Below are 20431 nucleotides of genomic sequence, written 5' to 3' on the forward strand. Positions count from 1 at the left end.
CACGCGCGTGACGGCGTGCATGCGCATTTTATTCCAGAACATGTTGTTTCTTAAAGAAAATATATTGCCCGGCTTGATATCCCGGTTTACGGCGCCCCTGCAAGTAAACACTTGCCGTGCATACGCCCCCATGGCAATAATAGTGGTCGATCACTGATTCTTACTGACATTCCTGCCTTCATGAGCGACTGCGCCATCTGCTACCACAACGTGCATAAACAGTTGAAAGGCAACCCTGTGCTGCGCGGCGTCGACCTGTCGCTCAGGCCCGGTGAACTGTTCGGCCTGGCCGGCGTGAACGGCGCCGGCAAGACCACCCTGCTGCATTGCCTGTTCGATTTCTGCACGCCCGACGCGGGCGAGATCAGCATCTTCGGCCAGGGCCACCGGCACAGCGCGGCGCGCGCGCCGCTGTCGTTCCTGCCCGAGCGCTTCCAGGCGCCGTATTACCTGAGCGGGCGCGATTTCCTGCGATACCTGCTGGGCTTGCAGCAAGTGCCGTGGGACGAGGCCGCCGCCAGGCGGGCGGCCGACGCGCTGGAACTGGCGCCGGAAGCCTTGCAGCGCCAGGCGCGCAGCTATTCCAAGGGCATGATGCAAAAGCTGGGGCTGCTTGCATGTTTGCTGTCGGGCAAGCGGCAACTGGTGCTCGACGAACCGATGAGCGGGCTGGACCCGAAGGCGCGCGCCTTGTTCAAGCAGGCGCTGCGTGAATTGCGCGCGCAGGGACGCGGCGTGTTTCTCACCTCGCATGCGCTGGCCGACATCGACGAGTTGTGCGACCGCATGGCCATCCTGCATGCGGGACGCATGGTGTTTGTCGGCACGCCGGCGGAATGCCGCCAGCGCCACGGCGGCGGCCCGCAGGCGAGCCTGGAGCAGGCTTTTCTCAATTGCATCGCCGCATGAACAGCCAAGTGACGCCGCGCGGCATGTACCTTGAGCATTTCGGCTTGCGCGCGGCGCCGTTCGGCATCACGCCCGATCCGCTGTTCTTTTACCCGGGCAACACGCGCGGCGAGCTGCTGGCCGCGCTGCTGTACGCCGTGCTGCAGGGCGAAGGCATCATCAAGCTGTCCGGCGAAGTGGGCAGCGGCAAGACCATGCTGTGCCGCATGCTGGCCGAACGCCTGCCGCCGCAGGTCGACGTGCTGTATTTGCTGAACCCGCGCCTGGAGCCGGACGAGGTATTGCGCGCCATCGGCAGCGAACTGGGCCTGGACATGGATGGTTGCCGGCCCGATGCCGTGCTGCGCGCCCTGCATGGCGAACTGATCGCCCGCCATGCGGCAGGCCGGTCGGTAGTGCTGCTGGCCGAGGAAGCACAAGGCATGCCGGTCGATACGCTCGAAGCGGTGCGCCTGTTGACCAACCTGGAAACGGCCAGCCACAAGCTGCTGCAGATCGTGCTGTTCGGCCAGCCCGAGCTGGACCGCACGCTGGACTTGCCGCAGCTGCGGCAATTAAAGGAGCGCATCACGCACAGCTTCACCATGCCGCGCCTGCCGATGGCCTTGCTGCCCGACTACCTGGCCTGCCGCCTGGCCGCCGCCGGGCGCGCCTCGCCGCTGCGCTTCGAGCGCGGCGCCCTGCGCCTCCTGGCGCGCGCCTCGCAGGGCACCGTGCGCCGTGTGAATATCCTGGCAGACAAGGCCTTGCTGGCCGCCTATGCCGACGACGCACAGCACGTCGCCACGCGCCATCTGCGCCTGGCGCTGGCCGATGCGCCGTTTCACAACGGCAAGCCCTGGTACCAGGGCCGCGTGCTGGCGGCGGCGCTGCTGCTGGCGATGCTGGCGCTGGCGGCGCTACTGCTGTGGCAGCGCGCATGAATCGCCGGAAAAATTACTCTAAAGAATTAATTATGTCCACGTAGAAATTTAATAATTTATTTGGCAACCCACTTGGCGTGGCGGCAATGCACTTTATTTTTCCAACTCGCCGGCTACGGCTGGCGGCACGCCGGATTTTAGGGGATCATGATGGGTAAAATTGCAAAAGCACAACATGACTTCACGGGCGACCGCTGCATGAACAAACCCTCTCTTCTTGTGCTCGCTTCCTGCGTCACCGCTGTCTGCTCTACCCTGCTTGCCGGTTGTGCCGCGCCGCAACTGCCGCTGTCGGCCTCGCATGTCGATGAGGCGCCGCGCGTGACCGGGGCGATACCCGAACCGGTACGGCAAAGCGCCGCCCTGCCCGCGCCATCGGCCGCGCCGAAAGTCGAGACCTACAGCGTCACGGTGCACAAGGTGCCGGTGCAATCCTTGCTGTTCGCGCTGGCGCGCGACGCCGGCATGAATGTCGATATCCACCCGGATATTGCGGGCAACGTCACGCTCAACGCCCTGAACCAGACCCTGCCTCAATTGCTGTCGCGCATCGCCAACCAGGTCGACATGCGCTACGAGATCGACGGCAAGAATTTGCTGGTGATGCCGGACGCGCCCGTCTGGCGCAATTACAAGGTCGATTATGTGAACATGGCGCGCAGCACCAACAGCAGCGTCAATATCGCCACGCAGATATCCACCGCCGGCGGCGGCGCGGGCGGCAGCGGCGCCACCTCCAGCAGCGGCAGCCAGGCCAGCCAGGGCAGCAGCGGCAATGGCAACAACAATTCCACCACCCTGGTGGTGAACCGCTCGGAGAACAATTTCTGGTACAGCCTGGAAAAGAATATCCGCGACCTGCTGCGCGAGACCACGCTCAACGATCCGCTGGCCGACCCGCTGGCCCAGCTGAACCAGCAGCTGACGGCACTGCAGGGACAAGGGCAAGGACAGGCCCAGGGCCAGCAGGGCAACCAAAACCAGGGCGGCAATCCCGCGGCGCAGCCCTATGCCGGCCAGAACGCGGCGCCGGCGGGACAGTACGGCACACCAATGCCGCAAGTGCCGCAGAACCCGGCGTCCAATGCGAACAACCCCGCCAATAACAATAACACGGCGGCGCTCGACGCCAACGGCTTGCCGCTGCTGAAACTGGCCAACAAGGGTGGCGCGTCGTCGGTGGTGGTCAATACCGAAGGCGGCCTGATCGCCGTGCGCGCCACCGGGCGCCAGCATGAAAAGATCCGCGAATTCCTCGACCTGGTCACCAGCAGCGCCAAGCGGCAAGTGCTGATCGAGGCCACCATCATGGAAGTGCGCCTGAACCGCGAATACCAGCAAGGCATCAACTGGTCGCGCCTGACGGGCAGCCTGCGCCTGAACCAGGGCCAGGTCGGCACGCTGGCCCTGCCGTCCGCCGCTACCCCGAATGCCTCGCCCGGCATCTTCCTGCTCAATTATATGAAGGACAGTTTTACCACCACCATCCAGTTGCTCGAATCGTTCGGCAAGGTGAAAGTGCTGTCCAGCCCCAAGATCAGCGTGCTGAACAACCAGACGGCGATGCTGAAAGTGGTCGACAACAACGTCTTCTTTACCATCAAGGTGACGCCCGCCGTGACCAGCTCGACCGGCACCATCATCACGCCGGCCACCTATGAATCGAAGCTGGAAACGGTGCCGGTCGGCTTCGTGATGAGCGTGACGCCGCAAATTTCCGACAGCGACGTGGTCACCCTCAATGTACGCCCCACCATCACGCGCATCGTCGGCTATGTGCAGGACCCGAACCCGGCGCTGGCCAATGTGCAAAGCCGGGTGCCGGTGATCCAGGCGCGCGAACTGGAATCGATCATGAAGGTCGACAGCGGGCAGATCGCCGTGATGGGCGGCCTGATGCAGGATTCCATCGACAATACGAAAGATGGCGTGCCGGGCCTGTCCAGCCTGCCCGTGGTCGGCAATCTGTTCACCTACCGCAATGAAGCGAGCACCAAGACGGAGCTGGTGATCTTCATGCGCCCGGTGGTGGTCAAGGACGCCAGCATCGAGGGTGATTTCCGCGACTACCGCTACCTGCTGCCCGGCCAGGCGCCGCTGAACAGCCAGCCCTACACGGAAACTCCGGTGGCACGCGGGCAAGGAGAAACCCCATGAGCTTGCTGATGCAGGCGCTCAAGAAGGCCGAGCGCGCAAAACAGAACAGCCTGCACGAAGAGGAACTGGACAAGCCGTCCGAAGCCTACGACCAGGTACTGGCACTGGCGCCGCTTGAGGCTCCGCTGGCGCCATCCGCACCGCTGCCGCCGGTGCCGGAATTTACGTCCGGGCTGAGCCTGGAGCCATTGCATGGCGCGTCGGCCGCCGCACCGGAGCCGCCAGCCGCACCGCCCCCACCGCAGCCTGAAACGCCGCAGCCCAAGCCCCGCCCTGCCCCGGCTCAGGCGCCACCACCTTCCGGCGCCAGCCGCAAGCGCACGCCGCCGCGCGCGCCCGTCAGCGTCGACCCGGCCACCGTGCGCCTGGGCGTGCTGATGGGCATCTTGCTGCTGGTGGTGTGCGCCATGGCCTACTGGTACTGGCGCGCCAGCAGCAGCCCCGGCGCGGGCGCCAACCTGCCCGGCGTGCCGATGCCGCTGACCGACGCGCCTGGCACGGCCGGCAATGCCGGTCCGATGGTGATCGTGCCGCCGGCCAATAACGCACCGGCGCCGGAGCCGTTCAACGAGGCGCCCGCGCAGACGCAAAACGAGGCCCGCCAGGGCGCCAGCGCGGCCGAACAGCAGGCGATGATACAGTCGGCCGTGCAGCAGGCGGTGGCGGCCCAGCTGGCGCAGATGCCGCCGCCCGCCCCGCCCGCGCTGCCGCCCGTGATGGCGCCGAACAACCAGCAGATCCAGGTGCTGCGCAACGATACCGCGCCGCAGATCAATCCCGGCGTGCAGCAAGGCTACCAGGCGCTGGCCAGCGGCCAGCTGGGCGCCGCCCGCCAGCAATATGAAGCCGTGCTGCAGCAGGACCCCGTCAACCGCGACGCCCTGCTGGGCCTGGCGGCCGTGGCGCAGCAGGGCAACCAGGGGCCGCAGGCGGCCGCGCTGTATTTGCGCTTGCTGGAAATCAATCCGGACGACGGCGTGGCCCTGGCCGGCCTGATCGGCCTGCGCCAGGGCGACCTGGTGCAAAGCGAATCGCGCCTGAAAGCCATCCTCGCACGCACGCCCGAAAGCGGCCCCGTGCTATTTGCGCTGGGCAATGTGTACGCGCAACAGCGCCGCTGGCCGGAAGCGCAGCAGCAATTCTTCCGTGCCTATAGCGCCGTGCCCGGCAATGCCGATTATGCCTATAACCTGGCGATCGGCCTGGATCGGCTGAACCAGCCGAAGCTGGCCGCAACGTATTACCAGCGCGCCCTGACCCTGGCGCAGACGAGCCCGTCGGCCTTCGATCGCGCCGCGGCGCAGCAACGGCTGGGTGAACTGGGCGGGCCGGCCAGCCCGGCCACGCCGGGCATCGTGATCATCAAGGAATAAAGCCGCATGGTCGAACAAACCAAACTGCCGCTGGGCAAATTGCTGATCAAGAAAGGCGTGATCAGCGAAGACCAGCTGCGCATCGCGCTGATCGAGCAAAAACGCAGCAGCGAACCGCTGGGCAAACTGCTGATCACGCTCGGTTTCGTGACGGAAGCCACCGTGCGCATGGCGCTCAGCGAAAACCTGAAGCAGGAAAGCGCGGACCTGGCCAGCCTGGTGGTCGATGCCATCGCATTAAAGCTGATCCCGAAGGAAGTGGCCAAGCGTTATCGCGTGTTTCCCATCGTCTATGAGCGGCAGACGGACAACCTGATACTGGCCATGGCCGACACCAGCAATATCGTCGCGCTCGACCAGATCAGCGCCATGCTGGTCAAGGGCATCACGATTTCCACCGTGCTGGTCAACGAGTCCGATATCTCGCGCGCCATCGACCAGTACTATGGTTTCGAGCTGTCGATCGACGGCATCCTGCACGAGATCGAAACGGGCGAAGTCAATTACCAGAGCATGGCCTCGCCGTCGGACGAATATAGCCAGCCGATGGTGCGATTGATCGATGCGCTGCTGGCCGACGCGGTGCAGAATGGCGCCTCGGACATCCATTTCGAGCCGGAACAATCGTTCCTGCGCATCCGCTACCGCATCGACGGCATCCTGCGCCAGATCCGCAGCCTGCACAAATCGTACTGGCCGGCCATGGCCGTGCGCCTGAAGGTGATCTCGAACATGAATATCGCCGAAGCACGCGCGCCGCAGGACGGGCGCATCACGATCCGCTTTTCAGGCCGGCAGATCGATTTTCGCGCTTCGGCGCAACCGACCACGCATGGCGAAAACTTCGTGCTGCGCGTGCTGGACCGGCAAAAAGGCATTGTCCCGCTCGACTCGCTGGGGCTGGCCGAGCGCGAGCTGAACTTGCTGAAACTGATGATCGCGCGCCCCGACGGCGTGATCCTGGTGACGGGCCCGACCGGCAGCGGCAAGACCACCACCTTGTATTCCATCATCAACCATATCAATACGGAAAGCGTCAACATCATGACGCTGGAAGACCCGGTCGAGTATCCGATGAACATGATACGGCAGACCTCGGTCAACGAATCGGTGAAGCTGGGCTTTGCCGACGGCATCCGCTCGATGATGCGGCAGGACCCCGACATCATCCTGGTGGGCGAGATCCGCGACCGCGAAACGGCCGAGATGGCGTTTGCGGCCGCCATGACGGGCCACCAAGTGTATTCCACCCTGCACACCAATTCCGCCATCGGTTCGCTGCCGCGCCTGCTCGATATCGGCATCCTGCCCGACATTATGGCCGGCAATATCATCGGCATCATCGCCCAGCGCCTGGTACGCAAACTGTGTCCGCATTGCAAGGAAACCGTGGTCGCCGACGAGGTCGAGCGGCGCTTGCTGGGCCTGCAGCCGGAAGACCCGCCGGCCAGCATCTGCCACTCCGTGGGATGCGAACGCTGCGCCCACCAGGGCTACAAGGGCCGCCTGGCGATCATGGAATTGCTGAAAATGACGCCCGAACTGGACGAACTGACGTCGCGCCGCGCCAGCTTGCGCGAGCTGAAAAGCACGGCGCGCGCGGGCGGTTTTCACTCGCTGGTCGACGATGGCCTGCGCCGCGTGCGCGACGGCACCACCACCCTGGAAGAAGTGGCGCGCGTGGTCGACCTGACGGACAGGCTGTCCTGATGGCGCAATATGTCTACCGCGCCATGGATGCCGCCGGCGAGCTCATTCCCGGCAGCATGGAAGCGGCCAATGTGCCCGACCTGGAGGCGCGCCTGCACCGCATGCAACTGGACCTGATCGACTGCAAGCTGACGGGCCAGCATCTGGTGCTGTTTGGCAAGCGCGTGATCCAGCGGCGCGACCTGATCAACTTCTGTTTCCATATGGAGCAGCTGACGGGCGCGGGCGTGCCCATCCTCGACGGCCTGAATGATTTGCGGGAAAGCACAGACCATCCGCGCCTGCGCGAAGTGGTGACCGATTTGATCGAAAGCATCGAAGGCGGCCTGCCGCTCTCCGGCGCGCTGGCCCAGCATGATGATATTTTTGACGCCACATTTACCAGCCTGATCCTTGCTGGCGAGCAGAGCGGCAAGATCGCCGAGGTCTTCAAGAACCTGTCGGAAAGCCTGAAGTGGCAGGATGAACTCGCTTCGCAGACGCGCAAGATCGTCATGTATCCGGTGGTGGTCGCCATCGTGGTGGCCGCCGTGACGTTTTTCCTGATGATCTACCTGGTGCCGCAACTGACGGCGTTTATCCGCAATATGGGTGGCGAGTTGCCGCTGCATACGCGCGCGCTGATTGTCGTGTCGAATATCTTTATCGATTACTGGGCCGTGCTGCTGGCCCTGCCCGTGCTGGTTTTTTTCGGCCTGCGCGCCTGGCTCAAGCGCAGCGAAACGGCGCGTTATCTGTTCGACGGCCTCAAATTACGGCTGTGGCTGGTCGGCCCGGTGCTGCACAAGATCATTCTGGCCCGTTTCGCCACCTTTTTTGCGCTGATGTACGCCTCGGGCATCACCATCCTCGAATGCATCCGCTTGTCGGAAGGCATCGCCGGCAACCGCGTGGTGGCGGCAGGCCTGCGCCGCGCCGCCCAGCTGATCGCCGAAGGCCACGGCGTGACCAGCGCTTTCCAGCACACGGGCATCTTCCCGCCGCTGGTGATCCGCATGCTGAAGGTGGGCGAAGCGACCGGCTCGCTCGACACGGCCTTGCGCAACGTCAGCTATTTCTATAATCGCGAAGTAAAGGAATTGATCGAGAAAGTGCAAGCCATGATAGAGCCGGCCATGACGGTGATCCTGGGCCTGTTGCTGGGCTGGATCATGCTGTCGGTGCTGGGGCCGATTTACGACACGATCAGCACTATCAAAACCTGAGGCCGCCTTGTTCCGCAAACAACTGTTTTATATCACCAGCGACCATCTGTGCGCCTACGACTGGCGCCACGGCGAGCTGGGCGCGGGCCAGGCATTTGAAGCGAGCGCGGCAGGGCTGGAGGCGTTTGCCGCCTGGCTGGAAGACCCGCTTGAACAGCGCCTGGACGTGCCCGCCTATCTGCTGGTCGACCTGATCGAGGAAGACTTCCAGCGCCAGCTGCTGCCCCATGTGCGCGGCAAGGCCGGCCGCGCCCTGCTGGCGCGCCGGCTAAGCCAGCTGTACCGCGACACGCCGTACCGGGGCAGCACCGTGCTGGGCCGCGACAGCGCCGGCCGCCAGGATGACCAGATGCTTTTCTTTGCATTGACCAATCCTTCCCTGCTGCAAACGTGGACGGCGCTGCTGGAACAGTTGCAGGTGCCGGTGGCGGGCCTGTATTCGGCCAGCCTGCTCAGTATCGCGCTGGTGAAACAGCTGGCGCTCGCGCATGGCCATTTGCTGCTGGTGACGCAACAGTCGGGTGGCTTGCGGCAAAGCTATTATGAAGGCGGCCAGCTGCGCTTTTCGCGCCAGACCGCGGCCATCGCGCTCGACGGCGTGGCCGTCAATATTGCGCTGGAGACGGAAAAAACCCGGCAGTTTCTCACCAGCACGCGCATGCTGGAGCGCGGCGACGTGCTCAACACCGTGATCCTGGCGCCGCAGGCGCAGATCGCCAAGCTGGAATTGCTGTGCGATAACGGCGTGGAAGTGGCGTATCACTTTATCGACATGCAGTTCGCCAGCGAGCGCGTGGGCCTGCCGCATACGCCACAGCTGGCCGACCAATTGCTGCTGACCCTGCTGGCGAAACATCCACCCGCCAGCCATTATCCGCCCGGCCCGCTTGCCCGCTACTACCACTACCAGCGCGCGCGCAAGGCCCTGTATGGCTCCAGCCTGCTGATCGGCGCCTCGGCCCTGCTATGGTGCGCCGCCATGCTGCTGGGCGGGCTGGACGACGAAGCCGGCATGGCGCAATTGCGGCAGGAAACCGCATCCTACCAGCAGCGCTACCGTAACGTGATGGCCAGCCTGCCGCCGGCGCCGGCGAAAACCCAGAACATGAAGGCCGCCGTGACCCTGGAACACATGATCGCCAGCCAGGCGCCCGAGCCGGGCCGCTTGCTGGCCATGCTGAGCGCCGCGCTCGACCAGGCGCCGCAAGTCAGGCTGGCCCAGCTGCACTGGAACGCGGGTCCGCCACCGGCCCGCGGCAGCGGCTCGCAGCCGCCACCGCAAAACCAGGCCGGCCAGGGCAAGGGGCCGGTGCCCACCAGCGTTGACGCCGGCATCCCGGCCGCGCCGCCGCAGGCGCTGCGCCTGGAGGCCGATGTCGATATGCCGGGCAATGATTACCGTGGCGCCTTGGCCGCCATCACGGCGTTTGCGCAAGCGCTGGCGCGCCATCCGCGCCTGGTGGTGGCGATCGAGGAAGCGCCGCTGGACCTGCGCCCCAGCGCGACCCTTTCCGGCAAGAGCGAGTCGCCGGCGCAAGACGCCCAGGCCCGCTTCACCGTGCTGCTGGTGTGGCAGCCATGAGCGCCTCCATGAAGCCGCCATTTACGCCGGGCATGAAAAAGCCCGCCGCCACCACGCGCCCCTTGCCGCCGTGGCTGGGCGAACTGCATCTGGTACGGCGCGCCCTGCTGTGCTGCGTGGCCACCGTGGTGCTCAGCCTGCTCGCCTTGCACCTGGCCAGCGATTACCGCGACCGGCAAGCCTTGCGGCTGGACCTGGCGCAAAAAGAACGCCGGGCCGCCGCCGCCCGCTTCAACCAGGTGGAAACGGAAAAACTGGAAATCCGCGCCTTTGCACCGCGCTTCCAGGCGCTGCGGCAACGCGGCCTGATCGGCGAGGAAAACCGCCTGGCCTGGATCGATGCGATAAGGCTGAGCCAGCAGCGCCGCCATCTGCTGCCGCTCAGCTATGAGATCAGCGCCCAGCAGGTGCTCAAGGTACCCTCGCCCCTGACCATGGGCCAGTACCAGTTGCGTGGCAGTAAAATGCAGCTCCACATGGATTTGCTGCACGAAATGGATTTGCTGAACTTTTTTGACGACTTGCGCCAGTCCGGCTATTTTGCCGTGCAGGACTGTGCGCTCAAGCGCGGCGGCGCCGCCAGCGCCGGCCAGACCGCCAGCCTGAGCGCCGATTGCAGCCTGCTGTGGCTGACCCTTGGTGACCGCCCGCTCGCCGTGCCGGGGCTGCCATGAAGCGTACCTTGCTCATCGCCTGCTGCGCCGCGACGGCCCTTGCCCAGGCCCAGCCGCCCCAGCTGGGGCGACTGTTTTCCTCGCCCGAAGAAAGGGCCCAGCTCGACGCCAGCCGCAGCGGCACGCCGCCGGCCGGGACGGCACAGGCGCCGCCATCGCCGCCTCCGCCCCCACCACCCGGCCCGCCGATGGAACTCAATGGCCTGGTCCAGCGCAGCAGCGGCCGTTCGACTGTCTGGCTGAACCAGACGCCGCAGCAGGAGCCGTACAACCAGGTCTCTGGCGCCAGCCAATTGACCTTGCGCCTGAGCAATGGCCAGGTGGTGGTGCTGAAACCGGGCCAGCAATATGATGCGGCCAGCGGCACCGTGATGGAAGTGCGGCCATGATGCACAGGAACACTCTCAAAACGCAAGGCGGCGCGGCCCTGCTGTTGCTGGTGGCCGTGCTGGGGCTGGGTGCGGCGTCGCTGTTGATGCACGCCTTCAGCCGCAATGGCGCGGAAAGCCAGCGCCAGCAGCGCACGCTGGCCATCCTGGCGCAGGCGCGCGACGCCTTGACCGGCTTTGCCGCCACCAATGGCCGCCTGCCGCGCCCGGCCACTTCCGCCACCGATGGCCGCGAGCGGCCGGCCGAGTGCGCCAGCGACGCCGACTGCAGCGGCTTCTTGCCGTGGGTGGCGCTGGGCGTGCCGGGCCTCGATGCCTGGGGCAAGGTAGTGCGCTACAGCGTGACGCCGGAAATGTCGCGCGCGCCCATCGCCTCGGTCTCCGCCGTGGCCAACCGGGTGGTTCTGCGGCGCAAGGCGGACGGTGGCCTGGCGTATGTGGCAGGCCAGGAACAATGCGATGTCAGCGCGCAATGCCTGCCCGCCATCGTCTTTTCACAAGGAAAAGAGGGGTACGGCACGGCCGCCAGTGGCACCAGGCTGGCCCCCACCTTGCGCGGCAATGTCGACGAGGCGGTCAATGAGCTTGCCAGCACCTCGTTTGTCACGGGAAACAGCGTCGATGACCTGCTGGCATGGATCACCTTGCCGGCCCTGTACCAGCGCATGCGCGCGGCGCGGACCCTGCCATGAAGCATCTCGCCTCGCCACGCCGGCAAGCCGGCTTCAGCCTGATCGAAATCGCCATCGTGCTGGTGATTGTCGGCCTGATGATAGGCGGCCTCGTCACGCCGCTCACGGTGCAATTCGAACAGCGCAAGGTGGCCGAGACACAAAAGGCGCTCGATGAAGCAAAAGAGGCGCTGACCGGTTTCGCCTTGCTGCACGGCTACCTGCCCTGCCCGGCGGTATCGAGCATGAACGGCCTGGAAGACCGGCGAGGCGCGCGCTGCAATGGCGAAAAGCGGACCGGCATCCTGCCGTGGGCCACCCTGGGCTTGCGCAAGAGCGACAGCTGGAACAATCTGTTCCGCTACAGCGTGACGCCGGCCTTCAGCGACAGCGAGCAATTGTTTGCCCTCAACACGCCGCGCGATATCAGCATCGTCACGCGCACTAGCGGCGCGCTGGTGCAAGCCACCGCCCTGAATGATATTCCCGCGATGATCATGTCACATGGCAAGAACGGCCTTGGCGCCATCAGCGAACAGGGCCAGCGCCAGGCTGGCGCGCAGGGCAATAATGTCGACGAGCGCAGCAATGCGGTGAGCAGCAATATCTATATCAGCCGTGCCGCCAGCGAAGGCCAGCAGGCCGGCGGCAGCTATGACGACATCGTCGCGTGGATCTCGCCCAATATCCTGTTCAACCGCATGGTGGCCGCGCAAAGGTTGCCGCGCTGATGTGGCGCCCCGGCCTGCTTATCGCGCGCTACACGCTGGTGGAAGCCTTGCGCAGCCGCCTGCCCTGGCTGTTCGTGCTGGCCGCCGCCGCCGCGCTGGCGCTGGCCGGTTTCCTGCAGCAGCTGGCGCTGACGGAAAGCGGCGCCACGCAGGCGGCCATCGTGTCGGCCCTGCTGCGCCCGGTGGCCGTGTTCCTGCTGGTCAGTTTTGTCGTCTTCAGCCTGGCGCGCGAAGCGGCCGACAAGGGCCAGGAACTGTTGCTGGCGCTGCCCATGCCGCGCGCCGTGTATGTGCTGGGCAAGCTGGCCGGCTTTGGCGCGCTGGCCCTGCTGCCTGCGCTGCTGTTCGGCCTGCTGACGTGCATATGGGCGGCGCCCGCGCAAAGCGCGCTGTGGGCGATTTCCCTGCTCGGTGAACTGTGGATCATGGCCGCCTTCAGCCTGCTGTGTGCGCTGGGCTTGCCGCATGCGCTGCCGGCCCTGGCCGCCAGCGGCGGCTTCTATGTGCTGGCGCGCAGCGTGGGCAGCCTGCAATTGCTGGCGCATGGCAGCACCGGCGCGCACGATGGCAGCCGGCAAGCCATCGCGTATGCCATCGATACGCTGGCCCTGCTGCTGCCCAATCTCGATCATTTCACGCGCAGCGGATGGCTGCTGTACGCCACCGGCGACTGGCAGGCGCTGGGCCTGGTGGCCGCGCAGACGGCGATCCATGTCGGCCTGCTGGCCGCCTGCGCCTTGTGCGACTTTTACCGCAAGAGTTTCTGATGGAGCAAAGACCGCTGTCATCCGTGCCGCGATCACTGTGGCTGGCCCTGGTCCTCGCCCTGCTGCTGCAACTGGGCTGGCAACTGGCGCAGCGGACCGCGCCGCCGCAGGCGCGATTATTGCCGCCGCCCCCCTCCGCCGCCATGGCGCGGCTGGCCAGCCTGGGCGAACCGCTGGCGATGTCGAAAGCCATGCTGCTGTATCTGCAATCGTTCGAAGACCAGGATGGCGTCAGCCTGCCCTGGCGCGCGCTTGACTACGACCATCTGGCGCTCTGGCTGGACACGGCGCAAACGCTCGACCCGCGCAGCCGCTACGCGCTGGTGGCCGCCAGCGAAATCTATGCGGGCGTGGCCGACCCTGTACGCGCGCGCCGCATGCTGGCCTTTGTCAGCGCCAGCTTTGCGCTGGACCCGGCGCGCCGCTGGCCAGCCATGGCGCAAGCCGCCCTGGTCGCCAAACACCAGCTGCACGACCTGCCGCTGGCCTTGAGCCTGGCGCGCCAGCTGCGCCTGCAAGCCACCGGCAAGGAGGTGCCGGCCTGGGTGCGGCAGATGGAAGCCTTTATCCTGGAAGACATGGACCAGTTCGACAGCGCGCAAATCGTCCTGGGCGGCCTGATCGCCAGCGGGCAGATCACCGATCCGCACGAGCTGGCTTTCATGGCGCGCAAACTCGACGAGATTGCGGCAAAAAAGAAACATGCGATTCCCGGCAACACGCATTTACAGTAAACTTCACCACCAGCCGCCCGACACACCACCGGGTGGCGCAACGACAAGGAACACCCTCATGCCATCACGCCGCCAGCAAGGCTTCACGCTCGTAGAAATCGCCATCGTCCTGGTCATCATCGGCCTGCTGCTGGGCGGCGTCCTGAAAGGCCAGGGCCTGATCGACAGCGCCAAGGTGAAAAACATCATCCAGCAATCGAACTCGCTGACGGCCGCCGTCAACGCCTACCAGGACAAATTCCGCGCCCTGCCCGGCGACGACCTGCAAGGCACCCTGCACGTACCGAACTCGGCCGGCAACGGCAATGGCGACGGCCAGATCGGCGACGGCCAGCCGCGTGAATTCACCCTCGCCCCACAGCATCTGGCGCTCGGTGGTTTTATCACGGGTTCATTCAACGGCACCAGCCAGTTCATGACCAGCGCCCAGGGCGGCGCCGTCTACCTGTACAACGACGAAGTGGCCGGCCGCGCCGGCAACGGCATCCGCTTCGACAACCTGCCCGAAGGCTATGCCGAACAGATCGACAGCAAGCTCGACGATGGCATCGCCACCACGGGTTCCGTGCGGGCAACCCAACCGTACGGCAATACGGGGGCGATTATCCCGCGTACGGCGGTGTTCTTCTGAAACGGGGCGCTGTCCCGGTTTCTTGCGGCATTAAGCTGAACTCGCGATTGCGTTCAATCCTGCTTCCACCTCGGACAGCAATGGAGACAGTTGCCGGGGCACGGCAGTATCGACATATGCCTGGGCGACTTCAGCCGGATCAACCATCAGATTCTGATTACTGAATCCAGCAAATTTCCCGACGACATAACGGCCAAAAAAACGCGACCCGGGGATATCGTTAACATACCAGCAGCCACCATGCTTCTGGGCGAAATATTCGCCAATAAAGTACATCATGCGTGTCAACAGCCAGGACCTGTCCTCCTCGGCAACCGTCATTTCTCGCAGCGCAAGTTCCAAATAAGGAAGGTATTGGTCAGCCTGGGTCAGTACGGTGTGAGCGGGCTTGATGCCAATCCCATCAATAAACTCCACCAGCGCAGGCAAGAGTTCCTGATAGAACTGCCCGAAATCCGCTTTTCTACTTTCAATCAAAGCATCTTCTTGAAATGACATGAGTAAATCCTTGACGGCAAACTTGAATCGATTGACTTGACAGCATTACCGCCGGTTCATCAAGGAGGTAATGAAATTCGGATCACGCATAGCAGCGCATCAAAAACTCCGCCACGCAGACTGGCTTGGCATCCCCCTCCCGCTCCATGGTCACCGCCCAGTTCACCTGGGCACCTTCGGCCAATTCCTCCACAGACAGAATATCGAGCCGTGCCCGCAAGCGGCTGCCGACCGGCACCGGCGCGGGAAAGCGCACCTTGTTCAGGCCGTAGTTGATCGCCATGCGGATGCCGGCCATATGCAAGGCGTTTTGCAGCATGGCCGGCAGCAGTGACAAGGTCAAAAAGCCGTGCGCCACGGTGCAGCCGTAGGGCGACTCCTTCGCACAGCGCTCGGTATCGACGTGGATCCACTGATGGTCGTCGGTGGCGTCGGCAAAGGTGTCGATGCGCTGCTGGGTGATGGTGATCCATTCGGAAATGGCCACATGCTGGCCAGCCAGCGCCCGGAAGCCGGCGATGCCGTCGATATCACGCATCGGGCAACTCCCCGGCGGGACGGCGGCCGAACATGCCCATGCCTTCGACGGTGGTCACCACTTCGCCATGCTGGTTGCTGACGCACCAGACGGAAATGACGATGCCGCGGTCGGGCTTGGAGGTCGAGGGGCGCACTTCCTTGACCTGGTAAGTGAGGTTCAGGGTGTCGCCGGCGCGCACGGGTTTGAGCCAGCGGATGCTGTCCAGGCCAGGCGAACCCATGCTGGACGAGTGTTTCAGCAGATTGTCGACCACCAGGCGCATCATCATGCTGCAGGTATGCCAGCCGCTGGCGATCACGCCCTTGAAGATGGTCTGTGCGGCCGGTTCATGGTCGATATGAAACGGTTGCGGGTCGAAATCCGTGGCGAAGGCGATAATTTCGTCTTCCGTCACATGGCGCTGGCCCAGGTCGATTTCCAGGCCGGCCGTGAAGTCTTCGAAGTACCAGTGTTTTGGGGTAGTCACAGTCATGCATGCTCCGATGGCAGGAAGCCCGGCTGGGCGATAAAGCGCTCGACATGATGCTCGGCGTCGCCGAGGGTCAAGCCGATCATGGTCAGGCGCTTGAAGTGGTGGGCGGCAGGCACTTCGTCGGTCACGCCCATGCCGCCATGCAACTGAACGGCTTGCTGGCCGACAAAGGTCGCCGCCTGCCCCACTCGGGCCTTGGCAGCCGAAACGATGCGGCGCCGTTCCACGGGCTCTGTGGTATCGACCCTGGCGGCCGCCAGCATGGCCATCGACCGCGCTTGCTCCAGGTGGATGAACATGTCGGCCATGCGGTGCTGCAGGGCCTGGAACTTGCCGATCGGCGCGCCGAACTGCTGGCGCGTTTTCAGGTACTCCAGGGTGGCCGCGAAGATGGCGTCCATGGCGCCCACCGCTTCCGCGCACAACAGCGTCGCGCCATAGTCGGTGGCCGCGTCGAGCGGCTCCCAGCCCTTGCCAGCGTCGCCGATCAGCGCATCGCTGCCCAGCACCACTTGCACCAGGGTCACGCTGGCGGCACGCTGGCCGTCGATGGTGCGGTAGTCGCGCACGCTGACACCGGGCGCGTCACTTGGCACCAGGAACAGCGAAATGCCCTCGGTATCGCGCTGCTCGCCCGCGCTGCGTGCCGAGACGATCAGATAATTTGCCTGCGCGCCGTGGATCACCACGGTTTTCGTGCCGTCCAGTACAAAGCCGTCGCCGCCGCCGGTGGCCGTGGTGGCGATATCGTGCAAGTCGTGGCGCGACTGCGCTTCGCCGAGCGCGCAGGCAAGCTTGACGCCGCCTTGCGCTACCTGCTCCAGCACAGCCTCATGGCCGCCGGCCAGTTTCAGAAATTGCGCGCCGAACACGGTGGCAAAGTACGGCTCGACCACCAGCGCGCGGCCCAGTTCCTGCATCACCAGCAGCATGTCGACGGCCGTGCCGTCAAAGCCGCCCTGCCCGCCCGGCAGCGGCAAGGCCGTCATGCCCAATTCCGTCAATGTGGCCCAGGCGGCGTCCGAGGTGCCGCTGTCGGAATGAATGATCGCCTGGCGCGCGTCGAAGCGGTAATCCTTGTCGGCCCAGCGCCGCAGCGCATCGGCGAACTGCTGCTGTTCCTGGTTGAAAGTAAAGTCCATGTCGTCTCCTTTTGCCTTGTCTGCCTTACAGGCCCAGGATCATCTGCGTGATGATATTTTTTTGAATTTCGTTCGAGCCGCCATAGATCGACGTCTTGCGGTAATTGAAGTAATAGGCCGCCAGCGGCGCCGCCAGGTCATTGCCTGCCGCGCTGTGCTCCTGTTCACCATCGAGATAGGCGGGATCGAAGGGCAGCGCTTGCGGCCCCAGCGCCTCGACCATCAGTTCCGTCAGCTGCTGCTGGATTTCCGAGCCGCGCACCTTCAGCATCGAGGCCTGCGGGGCCGGTCCCTTGCCCTCTTCGCTGATCACGCGCAGCACCGTCATTTCCAGCGCCATCAGTTCGATTTCCATATCGGCCACCTTTGCCGCGAAGGCCGGGTCGCGCAGCAGCGGTTCGCCCTTTTTCAGTTGCTGCATCGCCAGTTGCTTCAGAAAGGCCAGTTCGCGCTTCGAACGGCCCACGGCGGCAATGCCGGTGCGCTCATGGCCCAGCAGATACTTGGCGTAGGTCCAGCCACGGTTTTCCTGGCCCACCAGGTTGCTCACCGGCACGCGCACATTGTCGAAAAACACTTCGTTGATCTCGTGGTCTTCGTCGAGCATGATAATGGGGCGCACGGTAATGCCGGGCGTTTTCATGTCGATCAGCAAGAAACTGATGCCTTCCTGCTTGCGCACGCCCGTATCCGTGCGCACCAGGCAGAAGATCATGTCGGCGTGCTGGCCCAGGGTGGTCCAGGTTTTTTGGCCGTTGACGATATAGTCGTCGCCATCGCGCACGGCCGTGGTTTTCAATGAGGCCAGGTCGGAGCCGGCGCCCGGCTCGGAATAGCCCTGGCACCACCAGTCGTCACAGTTGAGGATGCGTGGCAAATAATGGGCTTTTTGTGCTTCGGTGGCAAACGCCATGATGACGGGCGCCACCATGTTGATGCCGAACGGCAAAATCGGTGGCGTGGCGGCGCGCGCGCATTCGTCTTCCCAGATATGACGCTGCACGGACGTCCAGCCGGTGCCGCCATGTTCGACCGGCCAGGCCGGCGCGGCCCAGCCTTGCTGCGCGACGATCTTGTGCCAGCGCACATAGTCATCCTTGGTGAGCCGCAGGTGGCCGCGCACCTTGCGCTGCAGGTCCGCTGGCAAGTGGCTGTCGAGAAAGGCGCGCACCGTGTCGCGAAACGCCGTCTCGTCGCTTGAATAATTCAAATCCATGTCTGTCTCCTCCTTGTTATCAGTCGCATGGTGTGTGCGCGCAAGAGAGCTCAGCGCACAAAAAAGCACGACCGTTCTCAAGGATTGTACAACAGAATGTGCGCGGCGCCAGCGGTTTTCAGGCCGCCGGCGCGAGGAGCACTTAACCGTACAGATGCAGCAGGATCTGCACGGCGATGATCTTGACGATGGTCATGCTGGGAAAGATCATGGCATAGCCCAGGTTGGGCCGGTCGGACTTGGCCAGGCGGTTGGCAAACACCAGCACGGCCGGGTTGCCGGTGGCGCCGGCGGCGATGCCCAGCAACTCAGGAAACGGCAGGCGCAGGAAGAACTTGCCCAGCAACACCACGAGCGCCACCACCACCAGCACCGTGACGGCGCCCAGTGCCAGCATCGGCAAGCCGTCGGCGCCGGCCTGCTGCAGGAAGGGCAAGCCGGACGCCATGCCGACCGAGGCCAGGAAGATCGTCAGGCCATAGTTGCGCATGACCAGGTTGGCCGACAGCGGCAAGCGCCAGCTGACCTTGCCGACACGGCCCAGCCGTCCCAGGATCAGCGCCATCACCAGCGGCCCGCCCGCCAGGCCCAGGCTGAACGAGCCTATCCATGGCAAGGGTATCGGCACAAGGCCCAGCAGCACACCGAGCACCATGCCCATGCCCAGCGAGACATAGCTGAACTCGGCCGTGGCCGTGATCGAATTGCCGAACAGCTTGCGCACGTCCGCCGCATGGCTGGCCGGCGCGATGACCGTTACCCGGTCGCCAAATTCCAGCGTCAAAAAGGGCTGCGGCAATATCATGGCGTCGCCACGGCGGATAAACGCGAGCCTGGCGGGAAAATCCTTGAACAGGTTCAATTCACCGAGCGGCACGCCGACGATTTCGGCGTCCGAAACGAACACTTCGATGCCGTCGTAGTCGCGCCTGTCCTTCATCAGCCGCCCCGGGTCCAGATGGCCGAGCGCGGCGCGCGCGGCGTCGACCCCAGCCACCGTGCCGGCCACCATCAGCGCGTCGCCGGCACCGATCACCAGGCCGGGATCTGGCAGGCTGTTCTGGTGGCCATGGCGCACGCCGATCACCTGCACGCCGGCCAGCGGGCCGTCGGCCAGCTCGGACAAGGTCGCGCCCGCCAGCGCATCGCGGTCGATGGCGATTTCAGAAACGACGATCGGCACCGGCGGCGGCGCCAGCACCGGTTTCAGTACGCGCCCTGCCAGGTACAGACCCAGCATGGGGCCAACCACGCCGAACGGGTACGCCACCGCATAGCCGACGGCCGCGTCGCGGTTGCCATGCGACGCTTCCAGCGCCGCCTGCAGCGCGGCGGTGCTGGTCATGGCGCCGGCAAACACGCCGCTGGCCATGCGGATGGAAATATCGATCCACTGCCCGCCCCAGATCGATACGGCCAGCCCGCCCATCACGGCGACGAAGGCGATCAGGTTATGTTTCTGCCCCGCACCACGCAAGCCCGCAAAAAACTGCGTGCCATACTGCACGCCGATCCCGTACAGGAACAACAGCAGGCCGATCGAGCCGACGATAGGCGGCGGCACCGAGCCCGGCGCAAACGCGCCCAGCGCCAGCCCCGCAAACAGCACGCCACCGACGCCCAGCGAAAAACCGAACACGCTGACACGCCCCAGCGCATAGCCCAGGCCGATCACCAGGAACAGCGCCAGGATAGGCGTCGATTCCAGCGTATGACGCAGCAATTCCATCATCTTGGCAGTTCCTCACGGTTAAAAGTTAGCAGTGTAGCACTCATGCAAGCCTGGCAATGCCAGCTTGGCAAGCGGCGAAAAAATGGCCAAAAAAAAGCCCGCTGCGGGAGCGGGCTGAATCTAATTCCTGTGAGGAGTTAGAGGAGACAGGTGAATGATGCCGCATCGCAGCACGCAATGCCAATGATCAGTTGTGATGATAGAAATATGAATTATCTATATCTGAACAGCAAGCTATATTGGGGGCAGGCAGAACGATAATCTGGACAATCAGGCCATGCCGTCACATCACGCCGGGCAAAAAAAACTAGGTCAGCACATTTAGCTCATCGCACAGTTTCTCCAGTCCCGCCAGATAGTGGGCGGGATCCTTG

At 64.3% G+C, this 20431-nt stretch carries 20 protein-coding genes; 14 read left to right on the forward strand and 6 right to left on the reverse strand.

Annotation, left to right across the window (positions count from 1 at the left end):
• Positions 1 to 180 precede the first annotated feature (180 nt).
• From ACP7B7_RS22830 to ACP7B7_RS22895, 14 genes are all read left to right on the forward strand, one after another.
• The gene (locus ACP7B7_RS22830; protein WP_426078184.1) at positions 181 to 909 is read left to right on the forward strand and encodes an ABC transporter ATP-binding protein; all 729 of its coding nucleotides are present in this window, start codon (positions 181 to 183) and stop codon (positions 907 to 909) included.
• Complete coding sequence (locus tag ACP7B7_RS22835; protein ID WP_426078185.1) at positions 906 to 1832, forward strand: ExeA family protein; 927 nt, start codon at positions 906 to 908, stop codon at positions 1830 to 1832. The genes ACP7B7_RS22830 and ACP7B7_RS22835 overlap by 4 nt, the downstream gene beginning before the upstream one ends.
• Positions 1833 to 2030: 198 nt before the next feature.
• Complete coding sequence (gene mshL / locus ACP7B7_RS22840; protein WP_426078186.1) at positions 2031 to 3989, forward strand: pilus (MSHA type) biogenesis protein MshL; 1959 nt, start codon at positions 2031 to 2033, stop codon at positions 3987 to 3989.
• Positions 3986 to 5362: a tetratricopeptide repeat protein gene (locus ACP7B7_RS22845; RefSeq protein ID WP_426078187.1), complete on the forward strand. Its 1377-nt coding sequence runs from the start codon at positions 3986 to 3988 to the stop codon at positions 5360 to 5362. Before mshL ends, ACP7B7_RS22845 begins: the two co-directional genes overlap by 4 nt.
• 6 nt (positions 5363 to 5368) lie before the next feature.
• Positions 5369 to 7072 (forward strand): GspE/PulE family protein, encoded by a 1704-nt coding sequence (locus ACP7B7_RS22850; protein ID WP_426078188.1) that lies wholly within the window; start codon positions 5369 to 5371, stop codon positions 7070 to 7072.
• Positions 7072 to 8277: a type II secretion system F family protein gene (locus ACP7B7_RS22855; RefSeq protein ID WP_308921683.1), complete on the forward strand. Its 1206-nt coding sequence runs from the start codon at positions 7072 to 7074 to the stop codon at positions 8275 to 8277. The genes ACP7B7_RS22850 and ACP7B7_RS22855 overlap by 1 nt, the downstream gene beginning before the upstream one ends.
• Before the next feature lie 7 nt (positions 8278 to 8284).
• Positions 8285 to 9859, forward strand: a complete 1575-nt coding sequence (locus ACP7B7_RS22860) for a hypothetical protein (protein ID WP_308921684.1) — start codon at positions 8285 to 8287, stop codon at positions 9857 to 9859.
• A complete protein-coding gene (locus ACP7B7_RS22865; protein ID WP_426078189.1) occupies positions 9856 to 10533 on the forward strand; it encodes a hypothetical protein in 678 nt (225 codons plus the stop codon). The genes ACP7B7_RS22860 and ACP7B7_RS22865 overlap by 4 nt, the downstream gene beginning before the upstream one ends.
• Positions 10530 to 10922: a hypothetical protein gene (locus ACP7B7_RS22870; protein WP_426078190.1), complete on the forward strand. Its 393-nt coding sequence runs from the start codon at positions 10530 to 10532 to the stop codon at positions 10920 to 10922. Before ACP7B7_RS22865 ends, ACP7B7_RS22870 begins: the two co-directional genes overlap by 4 nt.
• Positions 10919 to 11614, forward strand: coding sequence for a hypothetical protein (locus ACP7B7_RS22875; protein ID WP_426078191.1), 696 nt, complete (start codon positions 10919 to 10921; stop codon positions 11612 to 11614). The genes ACP7B7_RS22870 and ACP7B7_RS22875 overlap by 4 nt, the downstream gene beginning before the upstream one ends.
• Entirely contained in the window at positions 11611 to 12324 is a 714-nt protein-coding gene (locus ACP7B7_RS22880; RefSeq protein ID WP_426078192.1) for a type II secretion system protein, read from the forward strand. The genes ACP7B7_RS22875 and ACP7B7_RS22880 overlap by 4 nt, the downstream gene beginning before the upstream one ends.
• Positions 12324 to 13091: an ABC transporter permease gene (locus ACP7B7_RS22885; protein ID WP_426078193.1), complete on the forward strand. Its 768-nt coding sequence runs from the start codon at positions 12324 to 12326 to the stop codon at positions 13089 to 13091. The genes ACP7B7_RS22880 and ACP7B7_RS22885 overlap by 1 nt, the downstream gene beginning before the upstream one ends.
• Positions 13091 to 13825 (forward strand): hypothetical protein, encoded by a 735-nt coding sequence (locus tag ACP7B7_RS22890; protein WP_426078194.1) that lies wholly within the window; start codon positions 13091 to 13093, stop codon positions 13823 to 13825. Before ACP7B7_RS22885 ends, ACP7B7_RS22890 begins: the two co-directional genes overlap by 1 nt.
• 58 nt (positions 13826 to 13883) lie before the next feature.
• A complete protein-coding gene (locus tag ACP7B7_RS22895) occupies positions 13884 to 14456 on the forward strand; it encodes a prepilin-type N-terminal cleavage/methylation domain-containing protein (protein ID WP_426078195.1) in 573 nt (190 codons plus the stop codon).
• A 30-nt stretch (positions 14457 to 14486) separates the two neighbouring features.
• Here ACP7B7_RS22895 and ACP7B7_RS22900 read toward each other — a convergent pair whose 3' ends face one another.
• From ACP7B7_RS22900 to ACP7B7_RS22925, 6 genes are all read right to left on the reverse strand, one after another.
• Complete coding sequence (locus ACP7B7_RS22900) at positions 14487 to 14954, reverse strand: hypothetical protein (RefSeq protein ID WP_426078196.1); 468 nt, start codon at positions 14952 to 14954, stop codon at positions 14487 to 14489.
• Between the two features lie 82 nt (positions 14955 to 15036).
• The gene (locus ACP7B7_RS22905; protein ID WP_426078197.1) at positions 15037 to 15492 is read right to left on the reverse strand and encodes a MaoC family dehydratase; all 456 of its coding nucleotides are present in this window, start codon (positions 15490 to 15492) and stop codon (positions 15037 to 15039) included.
• Positions 15485 to 15967, reverse strand: a complete 483-nt coding sequence (locus ACP7B7_RS22910) for a MaoC family dehydratase (RefSeq protein ID WP_426078198.1) — start codon at positions 15965 to 15967, stop codon at positions 15485 to 15487. The genes ACP7B7_RS22905 and ACP7B7_RS22910 overlap by 8 nt, the downstream gene beginning before the upstream one ends.
• Positions 15964 to 17109, reverse strand: a complete 1146-nt coding sequence (locus tag ACP7B7_RS22915; protein ID WP_426078199.1) for an acyl-CoA dehydrogenase family protein — start codon at positions 17107 to 17109, stop codon at positions 15964 to 15966. Before ACP7B7_RS22915 ends, ACP7B7_RS22910 begins: the two co-directional genes overlap by 4 nt.
• A 25-nt stretch (positions 17110 to 17134) precedes the next feature.
• Positions 17135 to 18325, reverse strand: a complete 1191-nt coding sequence (locus tag ACP7B7_RS22920) for an acyl-CoA dehydrogenase family protein (RefSeq protein WP_426078200.1) — start codon at positions 18323 to 18325, stop codon at positions 17135 to 17137.
• 142 nt (positions 18326 to 18467) lie between these two features.
• Positions 18468 to 20057 carry an aspartate:alanine exchanger family transporter gene (locus ACP7B7_RS22925; RefSeq protein WP_426078201.1) on the reverse strand — a complete coding sequence of 530 codons (1590 nt, stop codon included), beginning with the start codon at positions 20055 to 20057 and terminating at the stop codon, positions 18468 to 18470.
• Positions 20058 to 20431: the final 374 nt, after the last annotated feature.

Origin of the sequence: Janthinobacterium sp. PSPC3-1, assembly GCF_049896105.1 — a bacterium.
Taxonomy (GTDB): domain Bacteria; phylum Pseudomonadota; class Gammaproteobacteria; order Burkholderiales; family Burkholderiaceae_D; genus Janthinobacterium.

Coding starts and splice junctions, on each gene's coding strand:
- ACP7B7_RS22855 (WP_308921683.1), top strand. CDS start 7,072: ATGGCGCAATATGTCTACCGCGCCATGGATGCCGCCGGCGAGCTCATT.
- ACP7B7_RS22870 (WP_426078190.1), top strand. CDS start 10,530: ATGAAGCGTACCTTGCTCATCGCCTGCTGCGCCGCGACGGCCCTTGCC.
- ACP7B7_RS22900 (WP_426078196.1), bottom strand. CDS start 14,954: ATGTCATTTCAAGAAGATGCTTTGATTGAAAGTAGAAAAGCGGATTTC.
- ACP7B7_RS22890 (WP_426078194.1), top strand. CDS start 13,091: ATGGAGCAAAGACCGCTGTCATCCGTGCCGCGATCACTGTGGCTGGCC.
- ACP7B7_RS22830 (WP_426078184.1), top strand. CDS start 181: ATGAGCGACTGCGCCATCTGCTACCACAACGTGCATAAACAGTTGAAA.
- ACP7B7_RS22845 (WP_426078187.1), top strand. CDS start 3,986: ATGAGCTTGCTGATGCAGGCGCTCAAGAAGGCCGAGCGCGCAAAACAG.
- ACP7B7_RS22885 (WP_426078193.1), top strand. CDS start 12,324: ATGTGGCGCCCCGGCCTGCTTATCGCGCGCTACACGCTGGTGGAAGCC.
- ACP7B7_RS22895 (WP_426078195.1), top strand. CDS start 13,884: ATGCCATCACGCCGCCAGCAAGGCTTCACGCTCGTAGAAATCGCCATC.
- mshL (WP_426078186.1), top strand. CDS start 2,031: ATGAACAAACCCTCTCTTCTTGTGCTCGCTTCCTGCGTCACCGCTGTC.
- ACP7B7_RS22880 (WP_426078192.1), top strand. CDS start 11,611: ATGAAGCATCTCGCCTCGCCACGCCGGCAAGCCGGCTTCAGCCTGATC.
- ACP7B7_RS22865 (WP_426078189.1), top strand. CDS start 9,856: ATGAGCGCCTCCATGAAGCCGCCATTTACGCCGGGCATGAAAAAGCCC.
- ACP7B7_RS22835 (WP_426078185.1), top strand. CDS start 906: ATGAACAGCCAAGTGACGCCGCGCGGCATGTACCTTGAGCATTTCGGC.
- ACP7B7_RS22925 (WP_426078201.1), bottom strand. CDS start 20,057: ATGATGGAATTGCTGCGTCATACGCTGGAATCGACGCCTATCCTGGCG.
- ACP7B7_RS22915 (WP_426078199.1), bottom strand. CDS start 17,109: ATGGACTTTACTTTCAACCAGGAACAGCAGCAGTTCGCCGATGCGCTG.
- ACP7B7_RS22920 (WP_426078200.1), bottom strand. CDS start 18,325: ATGGATTTGAATTATTCAAGCGACGAGACGGCGTTTCGCGACACGGTG.
- ACP7B7_RS22875 (WP_426078191.1), top strand. CDS start 10,919: ATGATGCACAGGAACACTCTCAAAACGCAAGGCGGCGCGGCCCTGCTG.
- ACP7B7_RS22905 (WP_426078197.1), bottom strand. CDS start 15,492: ATGCGTGATATCGACGGCATCGCCGGCTTCCGGGCGCTGGCTGGCCAG.
- ACP7B7_RS22910 (WP_426078198.1), bottom strand. CDS start 15,967: ATGACTGTGACTACCCCAAAACACTGGTACTTCGAAGACTTCACGGCC.
- ACP7B7_RS22850 (WP_426078188.1), top strand. CDS start 5,369: ATGGTCGAACAAACCAAACTGCCGCTGGGCAAATTGCTGATCAAGAAA.